The organism is Rhizobium azibense, from assembly GCF_004342325.1.
Classification (GTDB): domain Bacteria; phylum Pseudomonadota; class Alphaproteobacteria; order Rhizobiales; family Rhizobiaceae; genus Rhizobium; species Rhizobium etli_B.
Genome location: NZ_SMBJ01000003.1, coordinates 1 through 25,764 on the forward strand (window position 1 = coordinate 1; position 25,764 = coordinate 25,764).

The window sequence follows — 25,764 nt, forward strand, 5'->3', positions numbered from 1 at the left end:
ACGACGACCGAAAGCTCCGGATTGACCTGCTTCAGACGGATGGCCGCCGAAAGACCGGCCGGACCCGCGCCGACGATCACAACGTCGAATTCCATCGACTCACGTTCCGGCAGCTCAGTCGTCTCGGTCATTCATCCGTCTCCACTTGCCGCCCGCGCGGCCATTATCCCCGTGTCGGGACATTGTCTTGTCAAAACCGGAAAGCATTGTCGAGCCGGGAAGCGACAGCCGATCCTCCAATTCGCACAATGATTATCTCCTCCACCGCAAGAGTATATAACGCTTACGTTAACGTCAATTGTTCCTCGATAATGAAAGCAATGCACCCTTCCCTTTTCCGTCGGCTGGGCCTTATACAGAAGCCGAAGCAGCTGGAGGACATCATGGATCTCGGAATCAACGGCAAACGCGCACTCGTTCTGGCTTCGTCGCGCGGGCTTGGCCATGGCATTGCGGTCGCACTCGCCCGTGAAGGCGCAAACGTGCTTCTTTGCGGCCGAAGCGGTGAGCAGCTGGAGGCGAACTGCAAGGCGATCAACGCCGAGGGCAACGGCAAGGCCGACTGGATCTGGGCTGATCTGTCTGACGAGAAATTCGTCGAGACGGTGACTGCCGCCGTCAAGGAAAAGTTCGGTGGCCTGGATATCCTGGTGAACAATACCGGCGGCCCGCCGCCCGGAACGACCGAGGACATGACGCCTGAGAAGCTGGAGACCTATTTCCTCTCGATGGTGCTGCGCGTCATTTCACTGACCAATGCGCTGCTACCTTGCATGAAGGCGCAAGGTTGGGGCCGCATCCTCACCATCGCATCGTCGGGCGTCATAGAGCCCATTGCCAATTTGGCGCTTTCCAACACGCTGCGCCCTGCCCTTGCCGGCTGGTCGAAAACGCTCGCCTCGGAAGTCGCAAGCCACGGCGTGACGGCCAATTTGCTCCTGCCGGGCAGTATCCTCACCGGGCGCCTCGACGAGCTTGATGGCGCGGCCGCCAAGCGCACCGGCAAAAGTATGCAAGACGTCCGCAGCGACAAGGAAGCACGCATTCCCGTTGGACGCTACGGCAAGGTGGAGGAATTCGCAGCAACCGCCGCTTTCCTCTGCAGCCAGCCGGCAAGCTACATCACCGGCTCGCTGTTGCGTTGCGACGGCGGTGCAGCGCGTTCGGTTTAACCGAAATCGCGAGATCGGCGCAACGCCGATCATTACAAAAATTTAAGCAGTTATAACCACTTAGTGATTGTGGTCGGTGAATTATGTCTTTTTTGCGCCGCAATGCGGGCGGCTCAATCGGGACCGGAAAACTTCGCGCAACACGTCAAGACCGGTCTCACAATGAAGAAATTTTGGATTACCTTCAGCATTATTGCCGTGACTGCCGTCAGCATTTGGCAATTCCGAAGAATTCCCCTCCTCGACCCGCTCGCATATGCCTTTCAGCTGGTCGGGGCGCCGGCGCAACAAGGCGGCAAGGCGCAAGCGGACCAGCCAGGCGGGGGGCAGCATAACCGGCGGGGAGGCAGCGGCCCGACGCTCGTGAAAACGGTCGCCGCCATAAAGACGGTGCTGCCGCGAGACGTCACGGCCTCGGGTTGGGCCGAAGCCGAAAACACCACCACGATCGCCGCACAGGAACAGGGTCTTGTCACCGCGATCGTCGCGACCGACGGCGCAACGGTCAAGCAAGGCGAACTGATCGCCAGGCTCGACGACCGGCCGGCCCAAGCGGCGGTCGACAAGGACAAAGCGACGATCACGCGGGACGCAGCGACGCTCTGGGAAGCCGAAACCGCTCTCACACGCGCAGCCGATCTCCTGGCGCAAAAGGCCGGCACGCAGCAGAGCTACGACCAGGCCAAGGCCGCTCGCGACACGGCTGCCGCCACCGTCGAGGCCGACAGGGCCGCGCTCGCCTCCGATCAGATTCTGCTCGAACACACGCAGATCCGCGCGCCGTTCGACGGCCGCCTTGGCGACATCGCGATCAGCCCGGGGGCTTTCGTCGGCGCCGGAACGGCGATCGTGACGATTGCCCAATATGATCCGATCTATGTGAAATTCCATCTGCAGGAACGCGATCTGCGCCAGTTGAAGCAGTCCCTTGCCACGGGACCCGTCGAGGTGACGACCACACCGGATTCGACGAAGGGCAGCGTGCGCCACGGCGCGATCAGCTTCTACGACAATACCGTCGACACTGCTTCCGGCACGATCCTCGCAAAGGCGCGCTTCGCAAACGCAACCGGGGCGCTCTGGCCCGGGCAATCCGTCAATCTCGCCGTTCACTTCAACAATAAAGAACAGCAGGTCGTCGTACCGACCGTCGCCGTCAGTCCCGGCGCCGACGGGTTCTTTTCCTATGTCGTGAAGGATGGAAAGGCGCAGATGACGCCCGTCACCGTCGCTCGCGCAAGCGGCGGTTTCACGGCCGTTTCCGCCGGGCTCTCGCAAGGCGATCACGTGGTCATCGAGGGACAGGCGCAGCTTTTAGACCAGCAGCATGTCGAGGAGCAATTCGATGAAAAGGCGCTGAACGTCGTCTCCGCCGACCAGCCAGCTCACCAGACAAAGACCCTGGCGGCGGAGGCAGAACAATGATCGCGAGTTTCTGCATCCGCCGGCCGGTTGCGACAACCCTTCTCGCCATCGGCGTAATCCTTGCAGGTCTTGCAGGTTACCGCCTCGTGCCGGTCGCGGCCTTGCCGCAGGTCGATTTCCCGACCATCAACGTCTCGGCCGCACTCACCGGCGCCTCGCCTCAGACCATGGCGACTTCGGTCGCAACGCCGCTGATCAAGCAGTTCCAGACCATCCCCGGCATCAGCGAAATCAGCGCGACCAATTCACTCGGCAATACCAGCATCATTTTGCAGTTCGACCTCAACCGCAACATCGATGCGGCCGCCGCAGACGTGCAGGCCGCCATCTCGCATGCGACACGGCAGTTGCCGGACAACATGACCACGCCGCCGAGCTATCGTAAGACGAACCCGGCCGACGCACCGGTGATGCTGCTTGCGGTGCAGAGCGACACGATGCCGCGCAGCAAGCTTGATGCCATTGCCGAAGACATCATCTCGCCGTCGCTGTCCACCCTGCCCGGCGTGGCCGAAGTGACCGTGTTCGGCGCACAGACATATGCCGTCCGCGTCGAGGTCGATCCCGACAAGCTGCTTGCCCGCAACATCGGCATCGATAAGGTCAACCAGGCAATCAGTGCGGCCAATAGCCAGGTGCCGGTCGGCACGCTGCAGAACGACGCGCAAGCCATGACGATCAACGCCGACACGCAGCGCACCAACGCCGCCGAATTCCGCTCGCTGGTGATCGCAAATCCGAACGGGGCGCCGATTCATCTCGGCGACATCGCCAAGGTGGAAGACAGTGTCGAGAATCTGAATACCGGCAGCTGGTACGACGGCAATCGCTCCATCATCCTCGCCGTCCAGCGCCAGCCGGATGCGAACACGGTCGAGGTCGTCGATGCGATCAACGCCAGACTGCCCACGCTGCATGCCGAGATCCCTTCGTCGGTCACCACCAAGGTCATGAACGATTCCGCCAAGCCGATCCGCGACGCGATTTCCGATGTCAAGTTCACCTTGCTCTTGACGATCGGCCTCGTTGTGCTCGTGATCTACCTCTTCACCGGCCACCTGACCGCAACGATCATACCGGGCCTTGCCGTTCCGCTCTCGCTGATCTCGACCTTCGGCATGATGTACGTGCTCGGCTACAGCGTCGACAACATCTCGCTTCTCGGACTGACGCTTGCGGTCGGTCTGGTGGTGGACGATGCAATCGTGATGCTGGAGAATATTCTCAGGCATGTCGAAGAGGGGATGCCGGTTTTCGATGCGGCGATCAGGGGCGCCGGCGAAGTCAGCTACACGATCATCTCGATGTCGGTGTCGCTGATTGCCGTCTTCATCCCGATCCTGTTGATGGGTGGGGTCGTCGGTCGCATCTTCAACGAATTCGGCATGGTCGTCGCAATGGCGATCGTCGCATCCGCCATCGTTTCGCTGACGGTAACGCCAATGCTCGGTTCGCGGCTTTCCAGCGGCAAGGGCACCCCGCCCCTCTTCGTCCGCTGGTTCGATGCGGGCTTTGAACGCACGCTCAGAGGTTACGATCGGGCGGTCGGCTGGTGCCTCGGCCACCGGCCCGCGATCCTTTGCCTGTTCCTCGCTTCGGTCGGCTTGAACGCCTACCTGTTCATGACGTTGCCCTCGAGCTTCTTCCCGACCGAGGACATCGGCCGGCTGAACATCTCCACAAGGGCACGCCAGGACATCTCCTATCCGGCGATGGTCGCCTTGCAGAACCAGGCCGCAGCGATCGTGAAACAGAACCCGGCGGTCAATCACGTCATGTCGATCGTCGGCGGCAACGCCCGCAGCCCGCTCAACAATGGCACGATGTATGTCGAGCTGAAGGACAAGGAGCAGCGTCCGCCGCTTGACCAGACCCTGCGCGAATTACGGGCCAACATCGCCAAGGTGCCCGGCCTGCAAGCCTTCATCACGCCGCAGCAGAGCCTGCGCTTCGGCGGCCGTCAGACCGCAAGCCAGTATCAGCTGGTCGTTCAGGCACTCAGCGCCGACCAGACCAATCTCTGGGCCAACAATATACAGCAGGCCATGCGCGGCGATCGGCGCTTCACCGACGTGACAACCGATGCGCAGAACAACGCGCTGCAGGCCAATATCGTCGTCGATTCCGAAAAGGCAGCCGCCTTCGGCATCGACAACGACCAGCTGCGCACGACGCTGCAGGAGTCCTTCAGCGGTTATACGGCTGCCCAAATCCAATCCACCGGCGACAGCTACGACGTCATCGTCGAAGAAGATACCAGCAAGCCCTGGGACGATCAGAAGCTTCAGGATATCCGGGTCGCCTCAACCAACGGCACGCTGGTCCCGTTGTCGAATTTCGCAAGGGTCGAACGAAACACCGGGCCGGTGACGATCAACCAGACGGGTCAGCTCGTCTCGACGACCGTTTCGTTCAACCTGCCTGCCGGTGAGGCATTGGGTGATGCAACAGCCGCCATCGATCAGATCAAGAAGGACATCAACGTGCCGGCGGACGTCTTCACGTCATATGGCGGTACGGCGCAGATCTTCGAGCAGTCGCAAGGCAACACGCCGCTTTTGATCCTCGCCGCGGTGGCGACAATCTATGTGGTCCTTGGCGTTCTCTACGAGAGCTTCATCCACCCGCTCACCATTTTATCCGGCCTGCCGGCCGCCGCTCTGGGCGCATTGCTGGCTCTGAAGGTAATGGGCTTCGACCTCTCGATCATCGCGCTCATCGGCCTCCTGATGCTGATCGGCATCGTGAAGAAGAACGCGATCATGATGATCGACGTGGCACTGGAGAACCTACGCTCCACATCGATGTCGCCTACGCAGGCCATTCACGAGGCCTGCGTGCGGCGCTTCCGGCCAATCATGATGACGACCTTCTGTGCGCTTCTCGGCGCCCTTCCGATCGCGCTCGGCACCGGTGCCAGCTCCGAGCTGCGTCAGCCTTTGGGGATAGCCGTCGTCGGCGGCCTCATTGTGTCCCAGGCTCTGACGCTCTTCATCACGCCCGTCATCTTCGTCGAGATGGGCCGGCTGAACAGCTGGCTCCAAAGGCTGTTGCGGCGAAAGGAAGCGGTGCGGGACGAAGTGGAACCGACGGCGATCGCGGCGGAGTAATCTAGCCAACTCCGACATTGAAACATTGCCCTCACTTTCTCTTCGCGCTTGCAGGGAGAGACGACGCGTTCACTCGACGTCGGAAGATGGACAAGCGGCACACCCTTTTTTCGCGTTACCGGGCGGCGGCGGCAGCCAGACAAGGAGCCTTTACTGGTGACACGGGGGCCCCCCTCACATTCCTCTTGAATGTGTCGCCCCTCTATGGCATCACGCGCCTCCTAAATTCCGGGCGCGCGTGCGTCCTTCATGCGGAGCAAGGCTCCGGTCTCAATCACAATCGGCATGAAGAGGTGCGGGCATGGCTCAGGCGCTGGGTTTCGACTTCGGCACGACGAATACGGTTCTGGCCACGGCCCATGGCGGGAAGACCCGTTCCATGGCGTTCACCAGCGCCGAAGGGGCATCCGACAGCATGCGCACTGCGCTTTCCTTCATGAAGGATCCGCAGCTTGGCACATCGGCCCTGAAGGTCGAGGCCGGGCATGCGGCGATCCGCCAGTTCATCGACAATCCCGGCGATTGCCGCTTCCTCCAGTCGATCAAGACCTTTGCTGCAAGCACGCTCTTCCAGGGCACGCTGATCTTTGCCAAACGCCACAGCTTCGAAGACCTGATGGAGGTCTTCATTCGGCGGCTGCGCGCCTATGCGGGCGAAAACTGGTCGACGGATGTGGCGCGTATCGTCACGGGGCGGCCGGTGCACTTCGCCGGCGCCAATCCCGATCCGGCGCTCGCAACGGAACGCTACAACAAAGCGCTCTTGCGCTTCGGCTTTCCGGAAATCCACTACGTCTACGAACCGGTTGCCGCCGCCTTCTACTTCGCGCAAAACCTGACGTCGGACGCCACCGTGCTCGTTGCCGATTTCGGCGGCGGCACGACGGACTATTCGCTGATCCGCTTCGAAACGGTTGCCGGCAATCTCATGGCAACGCCGGTCGGCCATTCAGGCGTCGGCGTCGCGGGCGATCATTTCGACTACCGGATGATCGATAACATCGTCGCGCCGCAGATCGGCAAGGGGAGTCATTTCAAGAGCTTCGACAAGGTTCTTGAGGTGCCGTCGAACTACTATTCGAGCTTCGGCCGCTGGAACCAGCTTTCGATCTTCAAGACCTCGCGCGAATTCGAGGATCTGAAGAAATTGGTCCGCACGGCACTCGAACCGGAGAAGCTCGAGACGTTCATCGATCTCGTCGATCACGACGAGGGATATCCCCTCTATCAGGCGATCTCAGCCACCAAGATGGCACTGTCTTCGGCAGACGAAGCACCATTCGATTTCGGCCCGCTCGGCGGCGGCGGCCATCGCATCGTTCGCCGGAAGGACTTCGAAAGCTGGATCGCCGAGGATCTGGCCCGTATCGAATGCACGCTGGACGAAGTGCTGGAAAAGACAAAAACCAAGCCCGGCGAAATCGACAAGGTCTTCCTGACCGGCGGCACATCCTTCGTACCTGCCGTCCGCCGCATCTTCACCGAACGCTTTGACGTTGGCAGGATCGAGACCGGGGGCGAGCTTCTCTCCATTGCCCACGGACTTGCCCTGATCGGCGAACGCGACGACATCGGCCAATGGACTGTGCAATAGTCCCAGAGCGCGGCGCCCGCCCTATCTTTGCTGCTGCCACTTCGCTAAGGTCGCCCTATGGTCTGCGTCGACGAACTCTCCCCGGCCGAGCTTGCCGCGCTTCTGCACTTCCATGCAGAAGCCGGCGTCGAATGGCTGCTGGAGGAAGATGCAGTTGACCGCTTCGCCGAGTTCGAGGCGATGAAGGCGGCGCGGCGAAGCGCCGCCGCTCCAGCGCAAAGCCCGATCCGGTCCGAGCGGCCAGCGGCGAGGCAACGTCAAGGCGAAGCGCCGGCTGAGCGCGCAGCCCCTCGGCCGCAGCCTGCCATTCCTGATGGCGAAGCCGTGCAGCACGCCCGCTTTGCGGCCGAGAGTGCGCGATCGCTCGCCGAGCTCAAGACCGCGATCGAAGCCTTCAACGGCTGCAATCTCAAGCACAGTGCGCGTTCGACGATCTTTGCGACGGGCAACGCCGCAAGCGGCATTATGGTGATCGGCTCGGCACCTGGCGCCGACGACGACCGCGAAGGTACGCCTTTTGCCGGGCGCGGTGGAGAGCTTCTCAACAGGATGCTGTCGGCCATCGGGCTCGATCGCGACAGCATTCTTCTGACGCAGGTCATTCCCTGGCGCCCGCCGGGCAACCGTGTCGCCTCTGTCGCCGAGATGGAAATCTGCCGTCCCTTCATCGAACGCCAGATCGCGCTTGCCGAACCGAAGGTCATCCTGCTGTTCGGCAATTTCGCCGCCCGCTTCTTCTTCGGAGAGAACGACACCATCCACGGCCTGCGTGGGCAGTGGAAGGAGATCGGTGCCGGGCCGCTGACGATACCGGCAATCGCGACGCTTCACCCGCAGGATCTCCTGACCGCGCCGATCAACAAGCGACTGGCTTGGAGTGATCTCCTGGCGTTTCAGGCACGGCTTAAGTCGCTCGGCCTGATTAGAAAATAGCCAATCATTAAGTTTTCATGAAACAACCCATGCATTTACCGCATGGCTGTATCCTATTATGACGCATTGCAGAATCGATGCTGCACTGCAATATATGATCTTGTCTTGGGAGGAATCTGACAGGAACCAAGGCAATGAACGCAAGTTTTCGTCCTATTCATAGCGGGTTTGAAACCCTCCGCCTTGCAAGCGATCCGGCTCGCATCACGCAGGGCTACAGCCGCTTCGGCTTTGCGACCAACGAGCAAATGATCGCCCGCGGGACCGGTATCGGCGGCCGCACCACCCGGCCCTCGGCAATCTTCGTGGATTTCCAGGAATACTGATGAGCGCGCGGCCCTGCTTCGGGCGCGCGATCGGAGTTTTGTGATGTCTGCAGTTCTCGTTTCGCTTCTGCGCAATATCGACACGATCGAGCATATCCGCGCTGCCGTCTGCGCCGCCAAGGAATATCAGCGCGAACTTTCGACCGCCAGGCAGGATTCGCCGGTCGAAGAAATCTCGGCGATCGCGCTTTAGGCTTGCGCCAGCACTTTGACCGGCACGCCCTCCAGTTTTGCCCGGGCAATGTGAAATGCGTGCTCGACATAGGCAAACTTGATCGCCTGCCAGCCGCAATATTGCCAGACGAAATTGCGCGACACCCATAACCGCGTCTTCCTGGGCTCGTCATACCAGCCAAGGCAGCCTTGTTGCACCGCCTTGGCAAAGAGGCGCTGAAGGTGCGTTCGCGACATCATGAAATCGCCTGCCAGATTGCGCGTTTCGACGCGGCCGACGTCGAACCTTTCCGTGTCGGCACCGTCAAGGTCAATTCGAGCCATGAGATGGTCGACGACCAGACCGCCCGCTTCCGTCCAAAGAAAGAGCGCAATTGGCTCCGGCGGCTCCCGCCAGGCCGCATCTTCGAGGCAGGCGCGGGCAACCAGCGGCTGGGCAATCCGAAGGAGTTGCGGATGCGCCTGCAGGCAGGCGGCGCGGTCGCCGTCGTCTAACATGTCGAGCGCGACGAGATTGGCGAGAAGCCAGCCGTACATTGCCTGGTTGCTGACTTCGGCCGGTTCGAAATGGCGCGGGCGGCGGCGCTCTTCTCCGGGCGCATGGGTGATGAAGCGATAGGTGAGGAGCTCTTCGATGATGTTCAAAACCGTGTTGCGGCTCGCGACCTTGTGTTTCGTTATCAGCGTCGTCAGCGAAACTGCGGAGAAACCCGAAGAGGGGTCGCCAGGATCGTAGTGCATGGCGAGCGCATAGGCCGTCTGGGTGAGGAGCCAGCGCTGGTGCGATGTGAGCAGACGGGCAAGGCGCGGACCGGCTTGGAACATGCCGCGCAAAGTCCCGGCCAGGTGACGGATGCTGAGCAGAAAATCAGGGTGCCGCGCCAGCTCTTCTGCCGTAAATTTCATGGGCGTCCCGCTCGCAAGCCAGCGTTCAAAGCAGCCAAGCAGGGGGACCAGCGTCCGGCATCAGCGGCCAATCAGACATGCAAGGCTTTGAATAAATGAAGTTTCGTCATATTCAGAAACCACATTTGAAAGCCGATTGGTATCCTTAAATTTCGCCAGTGCATTCCGGCCGGGGTTGGACAATCGTCAGGCGGATTTCCACCTGGATCCGATCAGGGCTGCGGCGTGCCGGCCTTGCGGGCTTTGCGGCGCTCCAACCCGAGTTGATGCTCGCGGTAGATGATGAATATGCCGGCGGCGATGACGATCGCCGTTCCCACCATCATATGGACACCAGGAACATCGCCAAACAAGAAATAGGCGACAATGCCGCCAAGCAGGATCGACGTGTATTCGAACGGCGCCACTGTCGATACATCAGCGTGACGATAGCTCTCCGTCAGAAGGATTTGTCCCACGCCGCCGCAAAAGCCCGCGCAGACCAGCAGGAGCATCGTTTTGAGGTCGAGCGAGGCCCAGCCGAACGGCAGCGTCGCGAGAGAAAAGAGCGATGCGATCATCGAGAAATAGAGAACGATCGTCGCTGTCCTCTCCTCCTCGACGAGCTTGCGGACCTGGATCATCGCCATGCCGGCAAGCACGGCGGCAATCAGGACACATAACGCTCCGACCCCCTGCTCTGCCGCCATGCCGCCCTGCCTGAAAAGCGTAAGCTTGGGCCATGAGACGATGGCAACGCCTATGATACCGAAGAAAACCGCGCTCCAACGGTATATTCTGACCGTCTCCCCGAGAAAGACTGCCGCGAAAATGACCGCGACCAAGGGTGTCGCATAGCCAAGGGCAATCGCCTCCGGCAACGGCAGGTGCAGCAGGCCGTAAAAGCCGAAGCCCATGGAAAGGATGCCAATCGTGCCCCGCTTCAGATGGCCAATCGGATTTGCCGTGTGGAAGGCTACCCGCAACTGTCGGCGATAGGCAAGATAACCCATTATCGGGAAGAGCGCGAAGAAAGAGCGATAGAAGGTCACCTGCCCCGGCGCGACATCGGCACCGGCAAGCTTGATGAAGGTCTGCATACCGAGAAAGACCACCACCGATGAGACCTTCATCAGGATTCCTCTCATCGGATTTTCGAAAGCCGACTGCATGTCAGAAACTCGCGCGTCAGTAGCTTGGAGCGGGGAAACACGTCAGACTCGACGCGCCCTAACTGTGGCAGGCCCTGCGCACGAAGAACAGGCCAAAAGTCAGAAAAAAGCACCAGCGGATCCAACACCCCCGGATTTTCGGCGCAAAACTGCATAAAAAATCGGCACAAGAGAGACCTGCCCAAAAATGTTTGATTGGACATTTCAAGTCTTAATCTTTTGAGAACCATAAACTCGCATTGATTTCACCAAGACGCAGCGATCATTTTCATAACTGCCACTTCAACAGTTGCCAGGATCACCTCCATGATGCCGCTGAAGACAAGCGATCAGACACAGCAGACCGCAACACCGCGATCCATGCGCATCGTGACCGAGGGCATCGGTACCGATCTCGAGCACTTCAGTGCAGCCAACACGCATGTGGTCAAGCAGATCAAGCTGCTGGCGATCAACGCACTGATCGAGGCCGCCCGCGCAGGCGAGGCCGGCAAGGGCTTTGCCGTCGTTGCCAACGAAGTACAGCGCCTGGCGCAGGTCGCAAGCGATATCGCTGGAAAATTCGAGAACAACGTCCTTGGCCGCATCGGGCTGTCGCGCTCGATGGCCGAATCGCTGGTGAAGGAGATGGAAGGCGTCAGGTTGACCGACCTTGCGCAAACACTCGTCCAGCTTATCGTGCGCAACCTGTTCGAACGGACGGCTGACGTGAGATGGTGGGCAACCGATACCGCATTGTGGCAGGCCCTGCAGGAGCCGGGCAAGGACAAGGCGAGCTTTGCGGCCGAGCGGCTCGGCGTGATAAAGCGGTTCTACACGGTCTATCTTGACCTCGTGCTGACCGATCTTTCGGGGCGTATCGTCGCCTCGGCAAATCCCGAGTTCCAGCGCAAGGCCGCCAATCGTTCGCTTGCCGGCGACGCCTGGTTCCAAGCGGCGGCGCATTGCAGGTGCGGCGACGACTACATCGTCGGCGAGGTGGGCCCCAGCCCGCTGCACGACGGCCGGACTGCGCTCGTCTATGCCACCGGCGTCCGCGAAGGCGGCAAAGTCGACGGGCCTATCGTCGGGACGCTCGGCGTCTATTTCGATTGGCAGAACCAGGGGCAGGCGATCGTCGACAAGGAGGCCAACCTGCCGCCGCAGGTCGCGGACAAGACGACCGTCATGCTGCTCGACGGCGCAAGCAGGATCATCGCCGCAAGCAAACCGGAGCTCCTGTTTACCCACTTCGCACTGCAAAATCACACAGGCCGATCCCGCGGCAGCTACTATGACAACAACGGATCGATCGTCGCCTTTGCGAAGACCCTGGGATACGAGGATTATGACGGTCTCGGGTGGCACGGCGTCGTCGTCCAGCAGACGGAAGACGATGCTGCCATAAAGGCCGCGCTCAATCTCAAATAGTGCACGCTCGGCCGCTTGTATCCAGGAGCCTCGGCCAATTGCGGCCATCAAAACTTGTACTGCCTCCATTTCGCTTTAAGTTTGGTTCAGACTTTGATGTGATGATGCTGCAAAACCTACGGCAGAGCATTCGCGTCTGTCCCAGCCCATATCGATGAAGGTCTTCAGGGAACACCATGCGTACAGACACGGGCCAGGTCATCAATCTGGCAGACTACCGCCCCACCGATTTCGTCCTGGAACGCGTGGACCTGACCTTCGAGCTCGATCCCACAGAAACAAAAGTCGAAGCGCGATTGATCTTCCATCGCCGCGAAGGTGCCGATCCGAAGGCGCCGCTTGTTCTGGACGGCGACGAGCTTTCCCTTTCCGGCCTGCTCTTCGACCAGATGGAAATGCCGGCAAAACAGTATACGGCGACAGCCGATAGCCTGACCGTCTACAACCTTCCCGCAGCCGATCCCTTCGAACTGACGATCACGACGATCATCAATCCGCAAGCCAATACCCAGCTTATGGGCCTCTACCGCACGGGCGGCATCTACTGCACCCAATGCGAGGCCGAAGGCTTCCGCCGCATCACCTATTTCCCGGACCGTCCGGATGTTCTGGCGCCCTTTACTGTCAACATCATCGCCGATAAGGCCGCCAACCCGCTTCTGCTTTCCAACGGCAACTTCCTCGGCGGCGCCGGCTATGGCGACGGCAAGCATTTTGCCGCCTGGTTCGATCCGCATCCGAAGCCGAGCTATCTCTTCGCGCTCGTCGCCGGCGATCTCGGCGTCGTCGAAGACACGTTCACGACAATGTCCGGCCGCGAGGTCGCGCTGAAGATCTACGTCGAGCACGGCAAGGAGCCGCGTGCAGCCTATGCCATGGATGCCCTGAAGCGCTCCATGAAGTGGGACGAGGAGGTCTTCGCACGCGAATACGATCTCGACATCTTCATGATCGTCGCCGTTTCCGATTTCAACATGGGGGCAATGGAGAACAAGGGCCTCAATATCTTCAACGACAAATACGTTCTCGCCGATCCGGAAACCGCAACCGATGCCGACTATGCCAATATCGAAGCGATCATCGCGCATGAATATTTCCACAACTGGACCGGCAACCGCATTACCTGCCGCGACTGGTTCCAGCTCTGCCTCAAGGAAGGCCTGACCGTCTATCGCGACCATGAGTTCTCCTCCGATCAGCGCTCGCGTCCGGTCAAGCGCATTGCCGAGGTCCGGCATCTGAAGTCGGAGCAGTTTCCGGAAGACGCCGGCCCTCTTGCCCACCCGGTTCGTCCGACGAAGTATCGTGAAATCAATAACTTCTATACGACAACGGTCTACGAGAAGGGCAGCGAGGTCACCCGCATGATCGCTACCCTGCTCGGCAGGGAGACCTTCAAGAAGGGCATGGACATCTATTTCGATCGCCATGACGGCCAGGCGGTCACGATCGAGGATTTCGTCAAGTGCTTCGAGGATGCAAGCGGCCGCGACCTTGCGCAGTTCTCCCTTTGGTACCACCAGGCCGGCACGCCGCTCGTCACCGCCTCCGGCAGCTACGATGCGACCGCCAGGACCTTCAGCCTGTCGCTGGAGCAGATGGTTCCTGCGACGCCGGGCCAAACCGACAAGAAGCCGATGCATATCCCGCTCAGCCTCGCCCTCTTCGGCGAGAACGGCGGCAAGATCGAACCGGCCATTGTCGAGGGAGCCGAATATACCGGCGAGGTGCTGCATCTCACCGGCAGAACGCAAACCGCTGTCTTCCACGGCATCGGCTCGCGGCCGGTCGTCTCGATCAACCGCAGCTTTTCGGCGCCGATCAACCTGCACCTCGACCAAAGCCCCGCCGACCTTGCGCTGCTCGCCCGTCACGAGACGGACCATTTCGCTCGATGGCAGGCGCTGACCGATCTGGCATTGCCGAACCTGCTGAGGGCTGCGCGCGATGCGCGTGAAGGCAAGGCGATTGACTGCGAGCAGACCTCCGTCGATGCACTGCTGCATGCAGCCGCCGACGAGGGCCTTGAACCCGCCTTCCGCGCCCAGGCACTCGCCCTGCCGAGTGAATCCGATATCTCCCGCGAACTCGGCAGCAACAACGACCCGGACGCGATCCATGCCGGTCGCCAGGCCGTCATGAAGCAGATTGCAGATCGTGGCGTGGCAATCTTTACCGGTCTCTTCGAGAAAATGACAACGCCGGGAGACTTCAGCCCTGACGCAAAAAATGCCGGGCGCCGGGCGCTACGCAATACTGCGTTGACCTATCTTTCCTATGCAGAGAACAGCCCGGCACGCGCCAAGGCCGCGTTCGACGCCGCCAACAACATGACCGAAAAGCTGCACGCGCTGACGGTCCTTGCCCACCGCTTCCCTGAAAGCGGTGAAGCGATCACCGCTCTTTCAACATTCCGGGACCACTTCGCGCAGAACGCCCTCGTCATTGACAAGTGGTTCTCAGTGCAGGCGACCATCCCTGGCGCCAGCGCGCTCGACCGGGTCCGCAAGCTGATGAAGAATCCGCTCTTCAATCGCACCAATCCGAACCGGGTTCGTGCCCTCGTCGGCACGTTTGCCTTCACCAATCCCACCGGCTTCGGCCGGGCTGATGGCGAAGGCTATCGCTTCCTGGCGCGCGAGATTCTCGATATCGACCAGCGCAATCCGCAGCTTGCCGCCCGCATTCTGACATCCATGCGTTCATGGCGGTCGCTTGAGCCGGTACGCGCCGGTTTGGCCCGCGCCGCCCTGATGCAGATCGAACAGGCACCCGCCCTTTCGACGGACGTGCGCGACATCGTCGAACGCACGCTCAAGGGGTGATTTGCTTGCCCAAGGCATCACGCGATCCAGCCAGCCCTCGAAACGGGTCGACAAAAAAACCAGCACGTGTAGATAGTTAACAGATTTTTACCTTTCCCTCTGGACACGGCGAATCAGGAATGATTCAGTGAGTGAGGTTCGAGCGAGCGGCGCTGCGAATCGCACGAGGGATCAAGGCTAGTGATGATGAACGTGCGGCGGGCAACTGCGGCCGGAGGGCGGCTGCGTGTTGATTTTGAGGGGCTTCGTGCCTGGCACGGCAATGCCTCCAATCGTAGCGCGGCGATTTCCAAGCCGATAGCGAGCCGCCTTCCGCAAACCGAAGTCGTTTTAAAGCGCGCCATCCCGGCACTGATCGTGGCCTTCCTGGCCGTCGTCGCAGCCTCGCATCTTTTCGGTATGATGTCGGAATATGCCCGCATGGGCGCAGCCGCCCGGCATGCAACCGCACTTTCGGCGGCGACCGCCGCAGCCGTATTTGCCGATTCCAGCGATCTCTTCGACAACGGCAAAGCCGCCGAAGCCCAAGCAAAACTTGCAAGATTCCTGCCGCAGGACCGTCTCGGCAGCGGCTCCTTCATTCTGCTGGTGCAGACGAGTGGCAAAGTCTTCGCCGCATCTACTGCAGGCCTTGCCTATGTTGGATCGAATGCTGGCGATTTCTTTCCCGAGGTTTCCGCCATCCGCCGTTTCGGGGATCGGGCCGGCGTCATCGAAACGACGATCAGCGGCAATCCGCATTACGCCGAAATCACCCTTGTCGGAAGCACCGGCGGCTATATCATCGCTGCAACCTCGCTTGACGAGATCGGCAGGCTCTGGCGCGAGGAGCTGACGCTCAACGTGACGCTGTTTGCCGGCATTTCCTCGATCCTGCTGGTGATCCTTTATGCCTACTACATGCAGGTCAAGCGTGCCCGGGACGCCGACGAGATCTTCGTCGAATCGAACCAGCGCGTCGAGACGGCACTTTCGCGCGGCCGCTGCGGGCTTTGGGATTTCGATTTCGACAGCCGCGAATTCTTCTGGTCGCGTTCGATGTATGGCATGCTCGGCCTGCCGGCTTCCGACAAGACGATTTCCTTCGGCGACGCGGCACGGCTAATGCATCCGGAAGACGGCGGGCTGCACGAGATCGCACGCTCGTTTGCCAAGGGCAGTTCTGGCCAGGTCGACCAGATCTTCCGCATGCGCCATGCCGGCGGCCACTATGTGTGGATGCGCGCCCGCGCCCAGATGATCCGCAGCAATTCGGGCCGCGTGCACATGATCGGCATCGCGATGGACGTGACCGAACAGCATCGCCTCGCGCAGCGCTACGCCGAGGCCGACCAGCGCCTTGCGGACGCGATCGAATGCACCTCGGAAGCCTTCGTTCTCTGGGACAAGAACGACCGCCTGGTGATGTGCAATGCCCACTTTCAGCAGGCCTACGGGCTTCCCGACAGCGTCCTCGTTCCAGGCACCGAGCGCAGCGTCGTTAACGCCGCAGCCGCCCGGCCAGTCATCGAGCGACGCATGGCGGATGCCGATGGCGCCGGCCATTCGCGCACGACGGAGGTCCAGCTTGCCGACGAGCGCTGGCTGCAGACCAATGAACGCCGCACCCGCGACGGCGGCATGGTTTCGGTCGGTACCGACATCACGCTTCTGAAGCGCAACCAGGAGCGCCTGCGCGAGTCCGAGCGGCGTCTCATCGCGACCATCGGCGACCTCAAGGCATCGCGTCAGACGCTGGAAAGTCAAAAAGCTGCTCTTTCGGTGGCAAACGCCAACTACCAGGCCGAGAAGGAACGCGCGGAAGCGGCGAACAAGGCGAAGTCGGAATTCCTTGCCAACATGTCGCATGAGCTGCGCACGCCGCTCAACGCCATCCTGGGCTTCTCCGAAATTCTGCAGAACCAGATGTTCGGTCCGCTCGGTTCACTGAAATACGACGAATATGCCCGCGACATCCATGACAGCGGCAAGCACCTGCTCAACGTCATCAACGATATCCTGGATATGTCGAAGATCGAGGCAGGACACATGAAACTGCACCGCGAGAAGATCGATCTTGCACCGCTGATCGAGGAGAGCCTGCGCTTCACCGCCATTCCCGCAGCCCAGAAGAACATCGTCATCGAGCAGCGCGTCTGTGATGGCATGACGCTGACGGCAGACCGCCGCGCCATGAAGCAGATCCTCCTCAACCTTCTCTCCAATGCGGTGAAGTTCACCAACGACGGCGGCCGTATCGCGTTGCGCACCCGACGTGACGCAGCAGGCGTCATCGTCACGATCGCCGATACCGGGATCGGCATCCCGCAGCGAGCGCTCACGAAGATCGGCCAGCCTTTCGAGCAGGTTCAGAGTCAATATGCCAAGAGCAAGGGCGGTTCAGGTCTTGGCCTTGCCATTTCCCGCTCGCTGACGGCGCTTCACGACGGCAAGATGCGCATCCGTTCACGTGAGGCGGTCGGCACCGTCGTCTCGTTCCGAATTCCGGATAAAGCGCGCTAGGAATTCACCGTCGTCTGGAATATCTTCCGGACAGCCTTCGAAAGCCGTCTGACCTCACCTTCAAGCGTCTTGACGTCCGGGCAATCCCCTGCCCTGCACACCAGCTCGGTCAGACCCGACGGCGCCTCGGCGGGATCGAAGGGCCCGTCGATGCAAAGCCGAATCAGCTGCGACAGTTCGGTATAGAGCGTGAACGCCTCCAGGCAGAGGTCGAGGTCTGCCGCCGGCATGAGCTTGCCGCCGAGCGTCTTCAGCGCCTCGCCGGTATTCATCCCGCCGATCGTCGCAGGGACGTTTCTGGCCGGCGCGATCAGCGCCAGATATTGCGCGATGAATTCGATATCGATCACGCCGCCCGGAACAAGTTTCAGATCCCAGATCCCGTCCGGCGCTTTCTCCTTGTCGATCAGTTCACGCATCTCCGCGACGTCGCGGCTCACCTTTGCCGCATCGCGCTTCTTTGAGAGCACATCCAAGATGATCCGTTCCGCCTCGCTCATCAGGCTCTGATCACCACAGATCAAACGAGCGCGGCTGAGCGCCATATGCTCCCATGTCCAAGCCTCGTCGCGTTGGTATTTCTCGAAAGACCTGATGCGCGTGGCGACCGGGCCCTTGTTGCCCGACGGGCGAAGCCGCATGTCGACTTCGTAGAGAACGCCCTCGGCGGTCGGCGCCGAGAACGCCGCGATCAGCCGCTGCGTCAAGCGGGTAAAGTAACGCACGGCATCCAATGGCTTCACGCCGTCGGATTCTGAAGCGGCATCATCATAGTCGTAGAGTAGGATGAGATCGATGTCTGAGCCCGCCGTCAATTCGAAGCTGCCAAGCTTGCCCATGCCGGCAATGACGACCTTGCCGCCGGGAAAATCGCCGTGCACCGCCCGCATCTCCTGCCTGACCGCATCGAGGGCTGCTTCGATCGCAAGGTCGGCGAGATGGGTGAAGGCGCGGGCTGCCATCAGCCCGTTGATCGCGCCGGTCAACAGCCGGATGCCGATCAGGAAGCGCTGCTCGGCCGCAAAGATGCGCAGCCGGTCCAGCACTTCCTCGTAATGGCCCGCCTGCGCCAGCGATGCCCTTAAACGTTCGCCCAGATACTCACGCGTCGGCAGCTCCGCCATCAGTCCCGGATCGAGCATGCCGTCGAAGACATGAGGCTTGGCGGCGATCACCTCGGCAAGCTTCGGCGCCGAGGACATGATGTTGACGATCAGCGAAAGGAGCGCCGGATTGCTGCCGAGCAAGGAGAAAAGCTGAATGCCGGCAGGCAGGCCGGAAATGAAGCTGTCGAAGCGCAGCAGCGCCTCGTCGGCCCGCTTGCTTTCGCCGAAGACGCGAAGCAGTTCCGGCGCGAGCTCCGTCAGCCTCTCGCGCGCTTCGACCGATTGCGTCGCACGATAGCGGCCGTAATGCCAGGTGCGGATAATGCGGGAAATATCGGACGTACGCTTGAAGCCGAGCTTCTTCAGCGTCTCAAGCGTATCCGGATCGTCGGCCTGACCCGTGAACACCAGATTTCCGGTATCGGTCGACAGTTTGGTCTCCTGCTCGAAGAGCCGCGCATAGCGCCGCTCCACGGTCCGCAGCACCTCCACCAACCGCTCAGCAAAACTTTGCGTATCGGTAAATCCCATCATGAAGGCGATGCGCTTCAGATCGGCCTCTGTCTCCGGCAGCAAATGCGTCTGCTCGTCGCGCACCATCTGGATGCGGTGTTCCACATCACGGAGAAACCAGTAGGCCTCCGTCAGTTCGTCGCGCGTTTCCGCATCGATCCATTTCGCCTTGGTGAGTTCGGCAAGCGTCTCTTCCGTGCCACGGCTGCGCAGCGCCGGCATGCGACCGCCGGCGATCAGTTGTTGTGTCTGCACGAAGAACTCGATCTCGCGAATGCCGCCGCGGCCGAGCTTGACATTGTGCCCCTTGACCGCAATTGCCCCGTGACCCCTGTGGGCGTGGATCTGCCGCTTGATCGAATGTATGTCGGCGATCGCCGCATAATCCAGGTATTTGCGGAAGACAAAGGGCGCAAGCCCGCTCGCGAACCCCTCTCCCGCCTTCATATCCCCGGCAACGGGCCGCGCCTTGATGAAGGCTGCCCTCTCCCAGTTCTGGCCGCGCCCCTCATAATAAATCATCGCCGCATCGACCGGGATCGCAAGCGGCGTCGAACCGGGGTCTGGGCGCAGGCGCAGGTCGGTGCGAAAGACATATCCGTCGGCCGTCCGCTCCTGAAGGATTCGCACCAGCCGGCGCATCAGCCGCGGAAAGACGTCGATCGCATCATCCGGATCAGGCACGATGCCGGCATGCTCGTCGAAGAAAACCACAAGATCGATATCGGACGAATAGTTCAGTTCCGATGCGCCGAGCTTTCCCATCCCCAGCACGACCAGACCGGAACCCTCGCTCGGATTGTGGGCGTCCTTCAATTGCAGTTTGCCGGCATCATCGGCAGACAAAAGCAGATGGTCGATCGCGGCTTTGACCGAGGCTTCGGCCAGGGCACTCAGCCAGGCCGTCGTCTGCCTGCCGTCGAAGAGCCCGGCGAGATCGGCGAGAGCGACCAGAAACGCCACTTTCCGCTTGATGATCCGCAACCGGCTCATGACGGCAGATTCTGCGGGCGAAATCCCCTCTTCGGGCTTCCAGCAGTCGCGCGCCTTTGCAATCAGCTCTTCGATCTGCGGCTCGATAGGCGATGAAATCGCAGCAGCGACAACCGCATTGTCGATATTGGCAATCTCTCGAAGATAGGGCGAAAGCGTCAGTACCGCTGCGATGAAGTCCGATAGCGGACCACCCGCCTTCAGCATCGCGGCGACCGACGGTTCGTGTCTGCCGATATCCTGAAGGTCGGCGAGCGCCAGCTTGAGCTCGGAATGGTTCAACGGGCGCAACAGACCGCCAGCCACATCCTTCAGGCTATGTGTCGATTTCGTCAGCATTTCACCTCCCGGTGCGGCCGCGTCCGCAATCAGCGCTGCCATACGACCCCCTAACCTAGGGTCACAACGCGGGGCGGCCAACCCTAAGCAGGCTTGAAGGGGAAAATCACGCTGACGGTAAGGCCACGACCGTCTCGTCTTCCTGGATCTGTGTCGGAAAGCTCCAGCGTGCCGCCATGCAGTTCCATCACTGCCTCGACCAGCGAAAGGCCAAGGCCTGTGCCGGGCTTCGACCGACTCTCGTCAAGCCGCACGAAGCGCTTGACGACATCCTCGCGCTTGTCGGCGGGGATGCCTGGGCCGTGGTCGGCCACCGAAAGGCAAATGCCGTCGGGCCGGCGCAGCAGCTTCAGGCTGATTTCACCGCCCTTGGCATCCCCGGAATATTTGATCGCGTTGTCGATCAGATTGAAGATCGCCTGGCCGATCAGTTCGCGGTTGCCCTGGATGGATATGCCGGGTTCGATGCTGGATGTCAGCACCAGTCCGGCCTCTTCGGCAACCGGCTCGTAAAGTTCTGCGCTGTCGGCAACGATCGTCGAAAGCTCGATTGGCGACATCTCCGCTGCGACAGAACCCGCTTCCACGCGCGAGATCATAAGTAGCGCATCGAAAGTTCGGATCAATTGATCGGATTCCGAGATGATGCCGTCCAGGGCCAGGCGGCGCTGATCCTCATTGACCGTGTCAATCGCATCCGCGGCCTTGTTGCGAAGGCGAGTCAACGGCGTCTTGAGGTCGTGAGCAATATTGTCGGAAACCTGCCGCAGACCTTCATTCAGCTTTTCGATGCGCTCCAGCATCGTGTTCAGAGAAACCGACAGGCGGTCGAACTCGTCGCCCGAACCGCCGACCGGCAGGCGCTGCGAGAGATCGCCCGCCATGATCTTCTTGCTTGCGGCGGACATGCGATCGATCCGCCTCAGCGCGTTGCGTCCGATACCGAACCAGATGATGATGGCGCCGAGGCCCATGATCGCAAGCGCGATCATCAGCGCCTGGCGCACCAGCACGCGGAAGCGCTCTGGCTCGCCGAGATCGCGGCCCACGAGAATGCGCAGGCCGTTGTCGAGCACGAAGATATTGGCGATTGCCATGTGGCGGCGATCGACCCCGCTGTCGGCGTAGCGTTGATAGAAGAAGGGAACGGAGGTCCAGCCGGTTTCCTCAAAGACGCCCGGCTGCACCGAGGCGACGTTGCCGGCAAGGATATCGCCCGACGGGCCGGCAATGACATAGAGATTGGCGCCTGGCTGGCGCGTGCGCCGCTCCATGGCGCGCAGCAGCGCGTTCATGCCCCCAAGATCATACGCACGCCTGACGACATCGACTTCCTGCTGGACGGCCTCGCGGATCTGTCCGCTGAGCAGTCGCTGCGACATCGCCGTCACGTAGAAGACGAGCGTTGCGGCACAGATTGCGAAAAGCAGGATATAAAGGGCCGAAAGGCGGACTGCGGTGGACTTGAAGAGAACCCAGAAACGGCTCATCCCTCGTCCTTGATCATGTATCCAGCACCGCGGATCGTCTTCAGCAGCGGCCGGCTGAAGTCCTTCTCGATCTTCGAACGCAGGCGCGAGACATGCACGTCGATAACGTTCGTCTGCGGATCGAAGTGGTAATCCCAGACATGCTCGAGCAGCATCGTGCGCGTGACGACCTGACCGGCATTCTTCATCAGATATTCGAGAAGGCGGAATTCTCGCGGCTGCAGCGGGATTTCCTTGCCGCCGCGCCGGACTTCATGGGAAAGTCGGTCGAGTTCAAGGTCCCCCACGCGGTAGACCACGTCCTGCTCCGGCGTCCCCTTGCGGCGGCCGAGCACTTCGACACGGGCGAGAAGCTCGCTGAACGCATAGGGCTTCGGCAGATAGTCGTCGCCGCCGGCGCGAAGTCCGGTCACGCGGTCATCGACCTGGCCCAGGGCGGAAAGAATGAGAAGCGGCGTATGAATGCCCTTGCGCCGCAACTCGCTGATGACGGATAACCCGTCGCGGCGCGGCAGCATGCGGTCGATGACGATCACGTCGTAGCTGTTTTCGGACCCCATGAAGAGCCCGCTTTCGCCGTCGCTTGCGTGATCGGCGACGATGCCCGCCTCGCGAAAGGCCTTGGTGAGGTAGGCCGCGGCTTCAAGATCGTCTTCGATGATGAGAATCTTCATGCGGCCGACATTACCTGCCGGTTGCGTTTGGGCAAAGCTCAAAGCGTCATCCTGTTGCAGTGGGGTCATCGCCGTTGTCCTTGAAAAGGATGGAGAAAGGGAGCCGCGCGCAGGTCGGATCGCGGCTCCCTTTTAGGCCAAGGGGGAGGATCAGCCTTGGCCGTTGATCGGCAGCGCAACGAAGCGGCTGCCTTCCTGGGACTGGATCTGGAAGAGAGCCCGGGTTCGGCCGTCCTTCTTCGCCTGGTTCAGAACCCTGACGACATCATCGGCGCTCGAGACCTGCTGGTTGTTCACCGACGTGATCTTTTCGCCTTGCTTGATGCCCTTGTCGGCAGCATCCGAATCCGCGTCGATGCCGGTGATCGTCAGACCCTTGCCGTCATCGGAGGGACCGACTGTCAGGCCAAGGTCGGCGAGCGCCTTTTCGGATGCCGGCGCCTCGGGCTGCGGTGCCGGATTGTCGTCGTTGGAAGCGTCCTTCTGGTCAACCGGCAAGGTGCCGAGCTCAACGGTAAGTGACTGAGCCTTGCCGTCGCGCCAGACCGACACTTCGACCTTGCTGCCAGGCTGCATGGCGCCGATTCGGCGGCTGAGATCGCGGGCATCCTTGACCGTTTCGCCGTTGACGGCAGTGACGACGTCGCCTGCCTTCATGCCCGCCTTCTGGCCCGGCGTTCCATCCTGAGCCGAGACGACCAGCGCGCCGTTGGCTTCCGACAGCCCGAGGGAATCGGCGATGTCCTTGGTAACCGGCTGGATCTGCACGCCGAGATAGCCGCGCGAAACCGTACCGTCCTTCATCAGGTCGGCAACGACGTCCCTGGCAGTCGAAGCCGGGATCGCAAAGGCGATGCCGACGCTGCCGCCCGACGGTGAGAAGATGGCGGTGTTGATGCCAACCACCTGGCCACTGAGGTTGAAGGTCGGACCACCCGAATTGCCGCGGTTCACGGCTGCGTCCACCTGAAGGTAGTCGTCATAAGGACCGGAACCGATATCGCGGCCACGGGCCGAGATGATGCCTGCCGTTACCGTGCCGCCGAGACCGAACGGATTGCCGACCGCCACGACCCAGTCACCGACGCGCACGTTGTCGTCGTCGGCCCAGTTGACATAGGTGAACTTGCGGCCCTTGCCGTCAACCTTGAGCACTGCGAGGTCCGTGCGCGGATCCCTGCCGATCAGCTTGGCGTCAAACTCGGTACCGTCGGTCATGACGGCAACGAAGGCCGAGCCGTCGGAAACGACGTGATTGTTGGTGACGACATAGCCGTCCTCGGAAATGAAGAAGCCGGAGCCCTGTGCGACTGGGCGCAGGCGACCCTTGCCATCGGGCGGGCCAAACCTTCTGTTCGGGCCGCCCTGCGGACCGTTCGGGCCTTGTTCGCCGAACTGCCTGAAGAAGCGCTTCAGCGGATGGTCGTCCGGAAGATCGTCGAAACCGCGGCCGTTGAAATCGAACGCGAAGCCATCGGTGCTGTCGGAGGCCGGATTGATCCGCGATTCGACGCGAACGGAAACGACGGCAGGGGAAACGGCGTCGACGACATTCGCAAAGCTCGGGACCGACGGAGCTTGAACATTGACGGCTTCGGCGTAGGAACGCGTGATCTCAAGCGGCACACCGGTTGCAAACACGGCGGCAGCGAGACCTGCGACTGTGGACGCCTTCAGCATCGTTTTGAGGGAGGGAGTCTTGAACATCTTAGGCACCTTCTCTTCTTCTTGTCTTCGTCCCGGCCAATGCCGGATAGGTCTATGGATGGACATATAGGATGCCGCACCTTACTGCGAACTGTCCGCTCAATGAAAAATTCGTAATGTAGGAACAAAGGCCGTAAGATCCCGGTGTCCGGGGCGCCTCGACGGGTTGCGCGCCGTACTCCTTGCTCCCTCAGATATATTCATGATACCTTAAATATTCTCCGCTTCTACGAGGTCGCCTTCGGGCAAGGGTCATGCGATGAGGGTCGTCGGCACATCTGCGTTGGGCATCCTGCTTGGAATATCGCTCGCTTGGGCTGGTCCTCTGCACGAAGCGGCAAGGGACGGCAATCTTGAACATGCCGGCAAGCTTGTCGGTCAGGGCGCGAACATCGCCGAGCCGGATGCGGCAGGAGAGCCGCCGCTACTGATCGCGGCACTTGCCGGCAACAAGGATATCGTCGCGCTTCTGCTCGAAAAAGGCGCCGATATCCAGATCAGAAACAAAGGCGGACTGACGGCGTTGCACGCGGCCGCCTATGGCGGACATCTTGATGTCGTCGAACTGCTCGTATCGAAGGGTGCGTCGATCAATGATGAAAAGAACTTCTACCAAATGTCGCCGCTTCATGCGGCGGCCGAAGAAGGGCATGCCGATGTCGTCGCCTTTCTCGTCTCGCACAAGGCAGACATAGAGGCGAAGGAACGCAACGGCTACACGCCGTTGACGCAGGCCGGATGGCGATCCCATTGGGATGCCGCAGACTTGCTTTTGAAAGCGGGCGCTGTTTGCCAGCAGGCCGACCTGGTCGGCGACTGGCTATACGGCGAGTGCACGAAGCGGAAATAACGCTTGCTGCATCTCATTGCCCGAACTGGGAGAATGGACACATGTCATATCGCAAGCAGACAGGCGGCACCGTCGCCTATATTATCGCTGGCGCCGCGATGCTCTTGGCATTTGCGCAGCCGGCATTTGCGCAAGAGCCGGTGAACACCGGCTATTTCGGGGACGTGGCGATCAAGGGCTACGATCCGGTGGCCTATTTTACCGAGAACAGGGCCGTGGAAGGATCTCCGGCCCATTCGTATCGGTGGCTGGGTGCCGAATGGCATTTCACCAGTTCGGAAAACCGCGACCGCTTCATTGCCGAACCCGGCAGATATGCGCCTCAGTACGGCGGCTATTGCGCTGACGGCGTTTCCTTCGGAACCGTCACGACCAATATCGATCCGAAGGCATGGCGGATCATCGATGGCAAGCTCTATCTGAGTTACGATCCCGGTGCCGCGGAAGGCTTCGAGAAAAAGCCGACCAAGGTGGTCGATTCCCAAAAGCACTGGTCGCAGGTACAAAGCACCCTGATTTCCGACAAAGCGCGCAAGGACTGGCAGCATATGTCGGCCAAGTGAT

At 60.9% G+C, this 25,764-nt stretch carries 19 protein-coding genes; 12 read left to right on the forward strand and 7 right to left on the reverse strand.

Translation table 11 applies throughout. The features are described from left to right. The coding region (locus tag EV130_RS07570) for an FAD-dependent oxidoreductase (protein ID WP_132552709.1) at positions 1-131 on the reverse strand (131 nt) is incomplete at its 3' end. A gap of 252 nt (positions 132-383) precedes the next feature. Between EV130_RS07570 and EV130_RS07575 the strand changes: the two genes are divergently transcribed. From EV130_RS07575 to EV130_RS32490, 7 genes are all read left to right on the forward strand, one after another. Beyond that, on the forward strand, positions 384-1,172 hold the full coding sequence (locus EV130_RS07575) for an SDR family oxidoreductase (protein ID WP_074060648.1): 789 nt from the start codon (positions 384-386) through the stop codon (positions 1,170-1,172). Positions 1,173-1,334: 162 nt separating this feature from the next. Next, positions 1,335-2,597, forward strand: coding sequence for an efflux RND transporter periplasmic adaptor subunit (locus tag EV130_RS07580; RefSeq protein ID WP_132552710.1), 1,263 nt, complete (start codon positions 1,335-1,337; stop codon positions 2,595-2,597). Next, positions 2,594-5,707, forward strand: coding sequence for an efflux RND transporter permease subunit (locus EV130_RS07585; RefSeq protein ID WP_132659867.1), 3,114 nt, complete (start codon positions 2,594-2,596; stop codon positions 5,705-5,707). Before EV130_RS07580 ends, EV130_RS07585 begins: the two co-directional genes overlap by 4 nt. 301 nt (positions 5,708-6,008) lie before the next feature. Continuing rightward, positions 6,009-7,301: an Hsp70 family protein gene (locus EV130_RS07590; RefSeq protein WP_132659869.1), complete on the forward strand. Its 1,293-nt coding sequence runs from the start codon at positions 6,009-6,011 to the stop codon at positions 7,299-7,301. A 57-nt stretch (positions 7,302-7,358) separates the two neighbouring features. Next, the gene (locus tag EV130_RS07595) at positions 7,359-8,234 is read left to right on the forward strand and encodes a uracil-DNA glycosylase (RefSeq protein ID WP_132552713.1); all 876 of its coding nucleotides are present in this window, start codon (positions 7,359-7,361) and stop codon (positions 8,232-8,234) included. Between the two features lie 134 nt (positions 8,235-8,368). After that, positions 8,369-8,560 (forward strand): hypothetical protein, encoded by a 192-nt coding sequence (locus EV130_RS07600; protein WP_074060644.1) that lies wholly within the window; start codon positions 8,369-8,371, stop codon positions 8,558-8,560. Positions 8,561-8,603: 43 nt separating this feature from the next. After that, on the forward strand, positions 8,604-8,753 hold the full coding sequence (locus tag EV130_RS32490) for a hypothetical protein (protein WP_165918507.1): 150 nt from the start codon (positions 8,604-8,606) through the stop codon (positions 8,751-8,753). Here EV130_RS32490 and EV130_RS07605 read toward each other — a convergent pair. Both EV130_RS07605 and EV130_RS07610 read right to left on the reverse strand, forming a co-directional pair. After that, positions 8,750-9,640 carry a hypothetical protein gene (locus EV130_RS07605; RefSeq protein WP_132659871.1) on the reverse strand — a complete coding sequence of 297 codons (891 nt, stop codon included), beginning with the start codon at positions 9,638-9,640 and terminating at the stop codon, positions 8,750-8,752. The genes EV130_RS32490 and EV130_RS07605 overlap by 4 nt on opposite strands. A gap of 212 nt (positions 9,641-9,852) precedes the next feature. After that, complete coding sequence (locus EV130_RS07610) at positions 9,853-10,791, reverse strand: DMT family transporter (RefSeq protein ID WP_074060643.1); 939 nt, start codon at positions 10,789-10,791, stop codon at positions 9,853-9,855. A gap of 306 nt (positions 10,792-11,097) precedes the next feature. Between EV130_RS07610 and EV130_RS07615 the strand changes: the two genes are divergently transcribed. From EV130_RS07615 to EV130_RS07625, 3 genes are all read left to right on the forward strand, one after another. Further along, positions 11,098-12,201, forward strand: a complete 1,104-nt coding sequence (locus EV130_RS07615) for a methyl-accepting chemotaxis protein (RefSeq protein WP_132659873.1) — start codon at positions 11,098-11,100, stop codon at positions 12,199-12,201. A gap of 176 nt (positions 12,202-12,377) precedes the next feature. After that, positions 12,378-15,026: an aminopeptidase N gene (pepN, locus tag EV130_RS07620; RefSeq protein WP_132659875.1), complete on the forward strand. Its 2,649-nt coding sequence runs from the start codon at positions 12,378-12,380 to the stop codon at positions 15,024-15,026. Positions 15,027-15,209: 183 nt separating this feature from the next. Continuing rightward, positions 15,210-17,528, forward strand: a complete 2,319-nt coding sequence (locus tag EV130_RS07625) for a PAS domain-containing sensor histidine kinase (RefSeq protein WP_132552796.1) — start codon at positions 15,210-15,212, stop codon at positions 17,526-17,528. On the opposite strand, the gene EV130_RS07630 is transcribed toward EV130_RS07625, so the two are convergent. The 4 genes from EV130_RS07630 to EV130_RS07645 all read right to left on the reverse strand — a co-directional run bounded on the left by EV130_RS07630 (position 17,525) and on the right by EV130_RS07645 (position 24,350). Further along, complete coding sequence (locus EV130_RS07630; protein ID WP_132660200.1) at positions 17,525-20,479, reverse strand: bifunctional [glutamine synthetase] adenylyltransferase/[glutamine synthetase]-adenylyl-L-tyrosine phosphorylase; 2,955 nt, start codon at positions 20,477-20,479, stop codon at positions 17,525-17,527. The genes EV130_RS07625 and EV130_RS07630 overlap by 4 nt on opposite strands. A gap of 83 nt (positions 20,480-20,562) precedes the next feature. Further along, entirely contained in the window at positions 20,563-21,969 is a 1,407-nt protein-coding gene (locus tag EV130_RS07635) for a sensor histidine kinase (protein WP_132552717.1), read from the reverse strand. Beyond that, on the reverse strand, positions 21,966-22,643 hold the full coding sequence (locus EV130_RS07640; protein WP_196776326.1) for a response regulator transcription factor: 678 nt from the start codon (positions 22,641-22,643) through the stop codon (positions 21,966-21,968). Before EV130_RS07640 ends, EV130_RS07635 begins: the two co-directional genes overlap by 4 nt. 150 nt (positions 22,644-22,793) lie before the next feature. After that, entirely contained in the window at positions 22,794-24,350 is a 1,557-nt protein-coding gene (locus EV130_RS07645; RefSeq protein WP_132659877.1) for a Do family serine endopeptidase, read from the reverse strand. Between the two features lie 259 nt (positions 24,351-24,609). Here EV130_RS07645 and EV130_RS07650 point away from each other — a divergent pair, with 259 nt between their 5' ends. Both EV130_RS07650 and EV130_RS07655 read left to right on the forward strand, forming a co-directional pair. Then, the gene (locus EV130_RS07650) at positions 24,610-25,200 is read left to right on the forward strand and encodes an ankyrin repeat domain-containing protein (protein ID WP_132659879.1); all 591 of its coding nucleotides are present in this window, start codon (positions 24,610-24,612) and stop codon (positions 25,198-25,200) included. A gap of 41 nt (positions 25,201-25,241) precedes the next feature. Then, the gene (locus EV130_RS07655; protein WP_132659881.1) at positions 25,242-25,763 is read left to right on the forward strand and encodes a YHS domain-containing (seleno)protein; all 522 of its coding nucleotides are present in this window, start codon (positions 25,242-25,244) and stop codon (positions 25,761-25,763) included. The last annotated feature ends 1 nt before the right edge of the window (position 25,764 follow it).

Bases quoted from the DNA above. Each gene is read 5' to 3' on its own strand.
- EV130_RS07575 (WP_074060648.1), top strand. From the start codon at position 384: ATGGATCTCGGAATCAACGGCAAACGCGCACTCGTTCTGGCTTCGTCG.
- EV130_RS07580 (WP_132552710.1), top strand. From the start codon at position 1,335: ATGAAGAAATTTTGGATTACCTTCAGCATTATTGCCGTGACTGCCGTC.
- EV130_RS07585 (WP_132659867.1), top strand. From the start codon at position 2,594: ATGATCGCGAGTTTCTGCATCCGCCGGCCGGTTGCGACAACCCTTCTC.
- EV130_RS07590 (WP_132659869.1), top strand. From the start codon at position 6,009: ATGGCTCAGGCGCTGGGTTTCGACTTCGGCACGACGAATACGGTTCTG.
- EV130_RS07595 (WP_132552713.1), top strand. From the start codon at position 7,359: ATGGTCTGCGTCGACGAACTCTCCCCGGCCGAGCTTGCCGCGCTTCTG.
- EV130_RS07600 (WP_074060644.1), top strand. From the start codon at position 8,369: ATGAACGCAAGTTTTCGTCCTATTCATAGCGGGTTTGAAACCCTCCGC.
- EV130_RS32490 (WP_165918507.1), top strand. From the start codon at position 8,604: ATGTCTGCAGTTCTCGTTTCGCTTCTGCGCAATATCGACACGATCGAG.
- EV130_RS07605 (WP_132659871.1), bottom strand. From the start codon at position 9,640: ATGAAATTTACGGCAGAAGAGCTGGCGCGGCACCCTGATTTTCTGCTC.
- EV130_RS07610 (WP_074060643.1), bottom strand. From the start codon at position 10,791: ATGCAGTCGGCTTTCGAAAATCCGATGAGAGGAATCCTGATGAAGGTC.
- EV130_RS07615 (WP_132659873.1), top strand. From the start codon at position 11,098: ATGATGCCGCTGAAGACAAGCGATCAGACACAGCAGACCGCAACACCG.
- pepN (WP_132659875.1), top strand. From the start codon at position 12,378: ATGCGTACAGACACGGGCCAGGTCATCAATCTGGCAGACTACCGCCCC.
- EV130_RS07625 (WP_132552796.1), top strand. From the start codon at position 15,210: ATGATGAACGTGCGGCGGGCAACTGCGGCCGGAGGGCGGCTGCGTGTT.
- EV130_RS07630 (WP_132660200.1), bottom strand. From the start codon at position 20,479: ATGCTGACGAAATCGACACATAGCCTGAAGGATGTGGCTGGCGGTCTG.
- EV130_RS07635 (WP_132552717.1), bottom strand. From the start codon at position 21,969: ATGAGCCGTTTCTGGGTTCTCTTCAAGTCCACCGCAGTCCGCCTTTCG.
- EV130_RS07640 (WP_196776326.1), bottom strand. From the start codon at position 22,643: ATGAAGATTCTCATCATCGAAGACGATCTTGAAGCCGCGGCCTACCTC.
- EV130_RS07645 (WP_132659877.1), bottom strand. From the start codon at position 24,350: ATGTTCAAGACTCCCTCCCTCAAAACGATGCTGAAGGCGTCCACAGTC.
- EV130_RS07650 (WP_132659879.1), top strand. From the start codon at position 24,610: ATGAGGGTCGTCGGCACATCTGCGTTGGGCATCCTGCTTGGAATATCG.
- EV130_RS07655 (WP_132659881.1), top strand. From the start codon at position 25,242: ATGTCATATCGCAAGCAGACAGGCGGCACCGTCGCCTATATTATCGCT.